This window comes from Escherichia sp. S10b (assembly GCF_028421345.1).
In the GTDB taxonomy this organism is placed as follows: domain Bacteria; phylum Pseudomonadota; class Gammaproteobacteria; order Enterobacterales; family Enterobacteriaceae; genus ECMA0423.
In genome coordinates this window covers 1-6,121 of record NZ_JAHZSO010000024.1, presented here as the reverse complement: position 1 = coordinate 6,121, position 6,121 = coordinate 1, and the positions used below count along the sequence as shown (strand labels likewise).

Annotated in this window: 6 protein-coding genes and 1 pseudogene; 4 read left to right on the top strand and 3 right to left on the bottom strand. The window is 59.9% G+C overall.

The genetic code is table 11. The features are described from left to right. The first annotated feature begins 241 nt into the window (after positions 1 to 241). The 4 genes and pseudogenes from chrA to FTE26_RS01645 all read left to right on the top strand — a co-directional run bounded on the left by chrA (position 242) and on the right by FTE26_RS01645 (position 2,754). Entirely contained in the window at positions 242 to 1,447 is a 1,206-nt protein-coding gene (chrA, locus tag FTE26_RS01660) for a chromate efflux transporter (RefSeq protein ID WP_000184001.1), read from the top strand. 10 nt (positions 1,448 to 1,457) lie between these two features. Next, complete coding sequence (locus tag FTE26_RS01655) at positions 1,458 to 1,763, top strand: PadR family transcriptional regulator (RefSeq protein ID WP_000130000.1); 306 nt, start codon at positions 1,458 to 1,460, stop codon at positions 1,761 to 1,763. 43 nt (positions 1,764 to 1,806) lie between these two features. Next, positions 1,807 to 1,872, top strand: a pseudogene (locus tag FTE26_RS01650) (EAL domain-containing protein); the annotation flags it as partial. 117 nt (positions 1,873 to 1,989) lie between these two features. Next, a complete protein-coding gene (locus FTE26_RS01645; RefSeq protein ID WP_001389365.1) occupies positions 1,990 to 2,754 on the top strand; it encodes an IS6-like element IS6100 family transposase in 765 nt (254 codons plus the stop codon). A 492-nt stretch (positions 2,755 to 3,246) separates the two neighbouring features. Here the strand turns inward: FTE26_RS01645 and mphR(A) are convergent, their stop codons facing one another. From mphR(A) to FTE26_RS01630, 3 genes are read right to left on the bottom strand one after another with little or no spacing between them, the layout of a single operon-like run. Continuing rightward, on the bottom strand, positions 3,247 to 3,831 hold the full coding sequence (gene mphR(A), locus FTE26_RS01640) for a macrolide-binding transcriptional repressor MphR(A) (protein ID WP_001137892.1): 585 nt from the start codon (positions 3,829 to 3,831) through the stop codon (positions 3,247 to 3,249). Next, entirely contained in the window at positions 3,831 to 5,069 is a 1,239-nt protein-coding gene (gene mrx(A) / locus FTE26_RS01635; protein WP_000004159.1) for a macrolide resistance MFS transporter Mrx(A), read from the bottom strand. The genes mphR(A) and mrx(A) overlap by 1 nt, the downstream gene beginning before the upstream one ends. Further along, entirely contained in the window at positions 5,066 to 5,971 is a 906-nt protein-coding gene (locus FTE26_RS01630) for an Mph(A) family macrolide 2'-phosphotransferase (RefSeq protein WP_000219391.1), read from the bottom strand. The genes mrx(A) and FTE26_RS01630 overlap by 4 nt, the downstream gene beginning before the upstream one ends. Positions 5,972 to 6,121 lie beyond the last annotated feature (150 nt).

Here is a 6,121-nt window from a genome sequence, read left to right as displayed (position 1 = left end):
GCAATGTTTTCCATGATGGTTCTCCGAATGAAAGCCTGTCCTCAGCATAGTACTGGGAAGGAGGGAGTGACCATCTCATTAAATAAAGCACGCTAAGCCGTAAGTAAGCGTGCTCCTGTGAAAGCCACAGCTAAAACTGCGTAGTACACATAGAGGTATTTTTTTCTAGATTTATATCGAATTTCGTTATCGAATTTCGCTTATTATTGATCAACTCGTTGCAGATCATGAAGGCGAAAGTATGACGAATAACCCTACCGATGACAGCAGACCATGGTCGGTCTTTCTTATTTTTCTGCGGCTTGGATTGACATCTTTTGGCGGCCCCATTGCGCACTTGGGCTACTTCCGCGCCGAATTTGTCACACGGCGGCGCTGGCTCTCCGAACGGAGCTATGCTGACTTGGTCGCGCTTTGTCAGTTCTTGCCAGGGCCTGCAAGCAGCCAGGTCGGCATAGCGGTAGGACTGTCTCGGGCTGGATACAGCGGGGCGCTGGCTGCTTGGGCTGGCTTCACGCTGCCGTCTGCCATAGCCTTGATCCTTTTTGCGCTCGGCATCTCCAGCTATGGCGATTACGTCTCGCAGGGCGCGTTGCATGGCTTAAAAGTGGTGGCTGTGGCCGTGGTCGCTCAAGCAGTATGGGGCATGGCGCGTAACCTATGCACGGATGGGCTGCGAGTCACCATCATGGCAATTGCTACCTGCGTCGTTTTACTTGTGCCGTCCGCGTGGGGACAGGTTGGCGTGATTGCTATCGCAGGCATCGCAGGCCGGTTATTGTTCAAGCCAGCGAAAGTTGTTGAGCATGACCCCCTACCTATCACGGTCAGTCACCGGGCCGGCGTGCTTTGGCTCTCGCTGTTCTTTGTCTTGCTGATTGGCCTGCCGGTGTTGGCCGAACTGATGCCAAGTCAAACCATGGCAATGGTGGATTCCTTCTATCGTGTCGGATCACTGGTGTTCGGCGGTGGTCACGTTGTGCTGCCATTACTGCAAGCCGAAGTGGTGCCCTCCGGCTGGGTCAACAATGAATCCTTTCTCGCGGGGTACGGGGCAGCTCAAGCGGTGCCCGGCCCTTTGTTCACGTTCGCCGCGTTTCTTGGTGCCTCGATGAACACCGCCCCGTCGGGCTGGATCGGCGGCATTGTGTGTCTGCTGGCTATCTTCGCGCCCTCGTTCTTGCTGGTCGTCGGATCAATGCCATTTTGGGAGCGTTTGCGCCGCAATACAGGCATCCAAGCTGCGCTGGCCGGGATCAATGCCGCTGTAGTCGGCTTGCTGCTGGCCGCGCTGTATCAGCCTGTATGGACTAGCGCCATCTTTCAGCCGCAAGACTTCGGCTTGGCATTAGTTGCCCTTGTCGCACTTATGTTCTGGAAGCTCCCGCCGTGGCTGGTTGTCCTCGGTAGCGGTGCAGCTGGGTGGCTGTTGAGCGTCGCTCTGTGAGGCACAAAAAATGACTGACAAAGACCTCTACGGCGGTTTGATCCGCCTGCACATCCTTCACCATGCAGCCGAGGAACCTGTCTTTGGGCTGGGGATCATCGAAGAGCTACGCCGACACGGCTACGAGATGAGCGCTGGCACCGTGTACCCGATGCTGCACGGCCTGGAAAAAAAAGGCTATCTGACCTCACGCCACGAACGCACCGGGCGACGTGAACGGCGTGTTTATGACATCACTGAACAAGGCAGAACTGCACTTGCTGATGCGAAAACAAAGGTCAAGGAGCTGTTCGGAGAGTTGGTAGAAGGTGGTTGAGTTTTTGCTTCTATGTCAGGTTGAGCTATACCCTAACTGGATTGTCATTTTCAGAAGACGACTGCACCAGTTGATTGGGCGTAATGGCTGTTGTGCAGCCAGCTCCTGACAGTTCAATATCAGAAGTGATCTGCACCAATCTCGACTATGCTCAATACTCGTGTGGGCTCTGTTGCAAAAATCGTGAAGCTTGAGCATGCTTGGCGGAGATTGGACGGACGGAACGATGACGGATTTCAAGTGGCGCCATTTCCAGGGTGATGTGATCCTGTGGGCGGTGCGCTGGTATTGTCGCTATCCGATCAGCTATCGCGACCTTGAGGAAATGCTGGCGGAACGCGGCATTTCGGTCGACCATACGACGATCTATCGCTGGGTCCAGTGCTACGCCCCGGAGATGGAGAAGCGGCTGCGCTGGTTCTGGCGGCGTGGCTTTGATCCGAGCTGGCGCCTGGATGAAACCTACGTCAAGGTGCGGGGCAAGTGGACCTACCTGTACCGGGCAGTCGACAAGCGGGGCGACACGATCGATTTCTACCTGTCGCCGACCCGCAGCGCCAAGGCAGCGAAGCGGTTCCTGGGCAAGGCCCTGCGAGGCCTGAAGCACTGGGAAAAGCCTGCCACGCTCAATACCGACAAAGCGCCGAGCTATGGTGCAGCGATCACCGAATTGAAGCGCGAAGGAAAGCTGGACCGGGAGACGGCCCACCGGCAGGTGAAGTATCTCAATAACGTGATCGAGGCCGATCACGGAAAGCTCAAGATACTGATCAAGCCGGTGCGCGGTTTCAAATCGATCCCCACGGCCTATGCCACGATCAAGGGATTCGAAGTCATGCGAGCCCTGCGCAAAGGACAGGCTCGCCCCTGGTGCCTGCAGCCCGGCATCAGGGGCGAGGTGCGCCTTGTGGAGAGAGCTTTTGGCATTGGGCCCTCGGCGCTGACGGAGGCCATGGGCATGCTCAACCACCATTTCGCAGCAGCCGCCTGATCGGCGCAGAGCGACAGCCTACCTCTGACTGCCGCCAATCTTTGCAACAGAGCCCGCCGTGCTAGTCTGCTCGGTGATGGTGGAGTGAAGCCAACCCGCAATCGGGTTATGAATCTGCATCGCGATTCGCAATCAGCTGTCTCTTGAGCATGTCGAACTCCTGCGATGTTATCTCGCCGTGCTCGTGCTGCTACACCAACTTGTCCAACTCATCCGCCACACCGCTCCCCACCACCTGCGATGGCCAGGTTGTTTGCTGGGCGCATTGGCGGAGTATCGTCTCGACCCGGGACACCCACACCGGCACAACCTTACGGGAGTGATTCACTGTCAAAGAATCGGCCCGGTGCTCTGACGCAAGTATCGGGATGGTCACCATTTGTAAGCCGTAGACCTGAGTGGTGATCAAGACTTCGATACCACCGACCGTACCGGTACTAATCGACGACGGTCGTGTTCGTCGCCTGCCGCAGGGACTCTGCACACCTCCGTTTACGCATGTGCCTGGAGGAGTTGGAAATCGTCGTGTTCGGGAAACATTAAACACAGGATGGCAGCGATCTGAGCCAGCACATGATCAGCTAGCTCACCATCCGGATCGACGGCCCACTGCATCGTCGCGCCAGCGATGACCGAGTGCAGGAGCAACTCAGCTGCCGCAGGAGCACCTGGGGGCAGTCGCTTGCGGATCCCCTCCACCACCGCGCGGTTCCGCTGGATCGCAAGCGTGCGTAGCTCCGGCACCTGGAGCTCGTACCAGGAGATGAGATAGTTCACCGAGAAGTCGTTGCGAGTGTTCATGCTCCGAACGAGCACCTGCAAAAATTCCCAGAGCCCTTGCGGCCCTGCGCCTATCGGTATCGCATTCAGGTAATGCCGCACCTGCTCGACGCCGCGCTCCATCATCCTCACCAGCAGCGTATCGCGGTTGGTGAAGCGCTGGATTAACGCTGCGCGGGAGAGCCCCACCTCCTTTGCTACTCCGCTGAGCGTGAACTCTATGGGACCGCAACGCTTCAGCACTACGGTGGCGGCCTCGAGTACCTCGTCATCGGACTTGAGCTTGGGGCGGGGCATCAGTGTTCACCTTCTGTATGGGTTGGGGCGGAGGCTGTGGCTGCCGCCGCCATTGTAGCAAATTGAAGACGGAGCGAGAGTAGAGCCACGAGCCCCGCAAACACGGCCGATACAACGAGGCCAGGGAGCGGACCAGCAAGGTCGACAAACGCGCCGGCCGCAAGCATAACCATGGGCGAGGCTGACAGCATCACCGCCGAGACCGTGCCGAGTACCCGGCCGAGAAGTTCTGGCGGCGTGCGGTTGTAGATGGCAGCGTTGAGAATGGGAGAGACTGAGCCGGTCAGCAGTCCCACGAGCGCGCCCAACAACATCAGCACCGGCACGCCTGGCAACTGTGAAAGCAGAAGCGAGCCCACCGCAGAGCCACAAAATGCCACCGCCAGCCAGTTCTGCGCTGATATCCGGGCGCCGACCGACGCATGAATGGCAATGCCAAGGAGACCACCAGCCCCCATCATTGAGGAGAACAGCCCGAGCTCTGCTACTTGGCGTCCTGCATCTACAAACAGCGCAGGCATGATGACGCTGCCGTTGGCGCCAACGATGCCCACGAAGATCATCACTATACCAAAGAGAGGGCGCAGCAGGGGTTCGCTCCAGAGAAAAGCGACGCCGGCGCGCATGGAGAGAGTCGCCGTCGTGGTCATCGTCCGAGCGGCACGCGCGGGAAGCACCCACGCGCCGAGCAGACCTGCAAGGACGGAGCAGAACGCCGTCAGCCCGAGCGTTGGCGCAGCGCCAAGCAGGCCGATTGCGGCCCCCCCAAGGGCCGGGCCACCTAGAATCGCGACGTTCCCGATCACCGCTTTCAGTGACGAGACGCGCTCAACGGAGAGCCCGGCGACGTGGCCGAGTTTGGGCAGCTCACTGTCCTGCGCGGCCATACCGGGTGCGTCGAACGCGGCACCGAGCACCACGCAAGCGATCAGCCCAGTGTTCGAGAGGGCGCCAACGGCATCGAGCAGTGGGATGCTCGCCATGGCCACGCCGCCCACCACACCCGAGATCAATGCGACGGGCGCGCGCCCGAACCGATCGACGAGGCCACCACCAACCCACGCGCCGATGATGGTCGCGATGACGCTGCTAGCGGCCGTGGCGCCCGCCCAGGCCGCGCTCTTTGTATGAGACAGGACGAACCATGGAAGCGCGAGGGCCGCCACCGCGTTGCCGATCCGGAAGAGAAAGGTCGCCGCGAACAGCGTCGCGAGCGGGCTATATCGACGTTCGCTCATTCCGCTGCGGCGAGCTGCGCCTTCGCCGCAGCGAGGTACTCTTCGTTACCCGAGTCGAGGGCGAAGAGTGCGTAGGTGACCGCCCCGAACGCAAGGCGCTCCGCGATGTGGTGGGCGAGCCGCGGCCACACCCGGCCACCGGCCGCTTCATACGTGAGGAGGAGCTTCGCGAGCCCCTCTTCACCAAAGACCATAAGGTGCGCGGCCATGTCGATGGCAGGGTCATCAACGCGGGCCTCGCTCCAGTCGATCATCCCGCTGACGCGCTCCGTGTTGTCGATGAGCACATGGCCCACGTAGAGATCGCCATGCACCACCACGGAGAAATCTGGCCACGACGAATCGTCGTCGAGCCAGCGCTGCCACCGGTGGAGGCGCTTGTCGTTCACCACGAACTCGCGTCGGACGCGGTCAACGTCGTCGGCCACCTTCTGACGGGCCTGCGTCGGTGTACGGATGAGCATCCCCGCATCCACGGCGGCGGAAATGGGGACGGCATGCAGGGCGGCGAGCGCGGTCGCGAAGCTCTCCGCGAAGACCTCCGAGTCCTGCGGCACGACCCAGTCGGGCGTGGACGAACCAGGCTGGATGACCATCGCAGTCGAGTCTTCGAGCATGGGATAGGCAACGAGCTCGGCGTTGGCCACGCGCCAGTCCGGCACCGCGAACGGCAGGCGATTCTTGAGCATTGCCAGCACCCGCGCCTCTGGTTCGACCTTCGCGCTTACCTCGGCTCGGCGCGGGATGCGCAGCACCCACCGACGTCCATCGTCGACGGTGGCGATCACGATCCTATAGTCGAGCCCAAGCTCATTGACAGTCAGCGGGCCATGGAGCTTGAGCCCATGTCGGGCTGCAAGTGCGTACAGTTGGGAGGTATCGGCGGTCGTGACTACGGTCATGATTCACTCCTGAGGGCTTGACGGGTTTAGCCACCTAAATGTAACAGTCACGTCGGTTATATTCAATCCGGCACTGTTGCAAAGTTAGCGATGAGGCAGCCTTTTGTCTTATTCAAAGGCCTTACATTTCAAAAACTCTGCTTACCAGGC

Excerpts from the sequence above, each read along its gene's own strand:
- chrA (WP_000184001.1), top strand. The coding sequence starts at position 242 with ATGACGAATAACCCTACCGATGACAGCAGACCATGGTCGGTCTTTCTT.
- FTE26_RS01655 (WP_000130000.1), top strand. The coding sequence starts at position 1,458 with ATGACTGACAAAGACCTCTACGGCGGTTTGATCCGCCTGCACATCCTT.
- FTE26_RS01630 (WP_000219391.1), bottom strand. The coding sequence starts at position 5,971 with ATGACCGTAGTCACGACCGCCGATACCTCCCAACTGTACGCACTTGCA.
- FTE26_RS01645 (WP_001389365.1), top strand. The coding sequence starts at position 1,990 with ATGACGGATTTCAAGTGGCGCCATTTCCAGGGTGATGTGATCCTGTGG.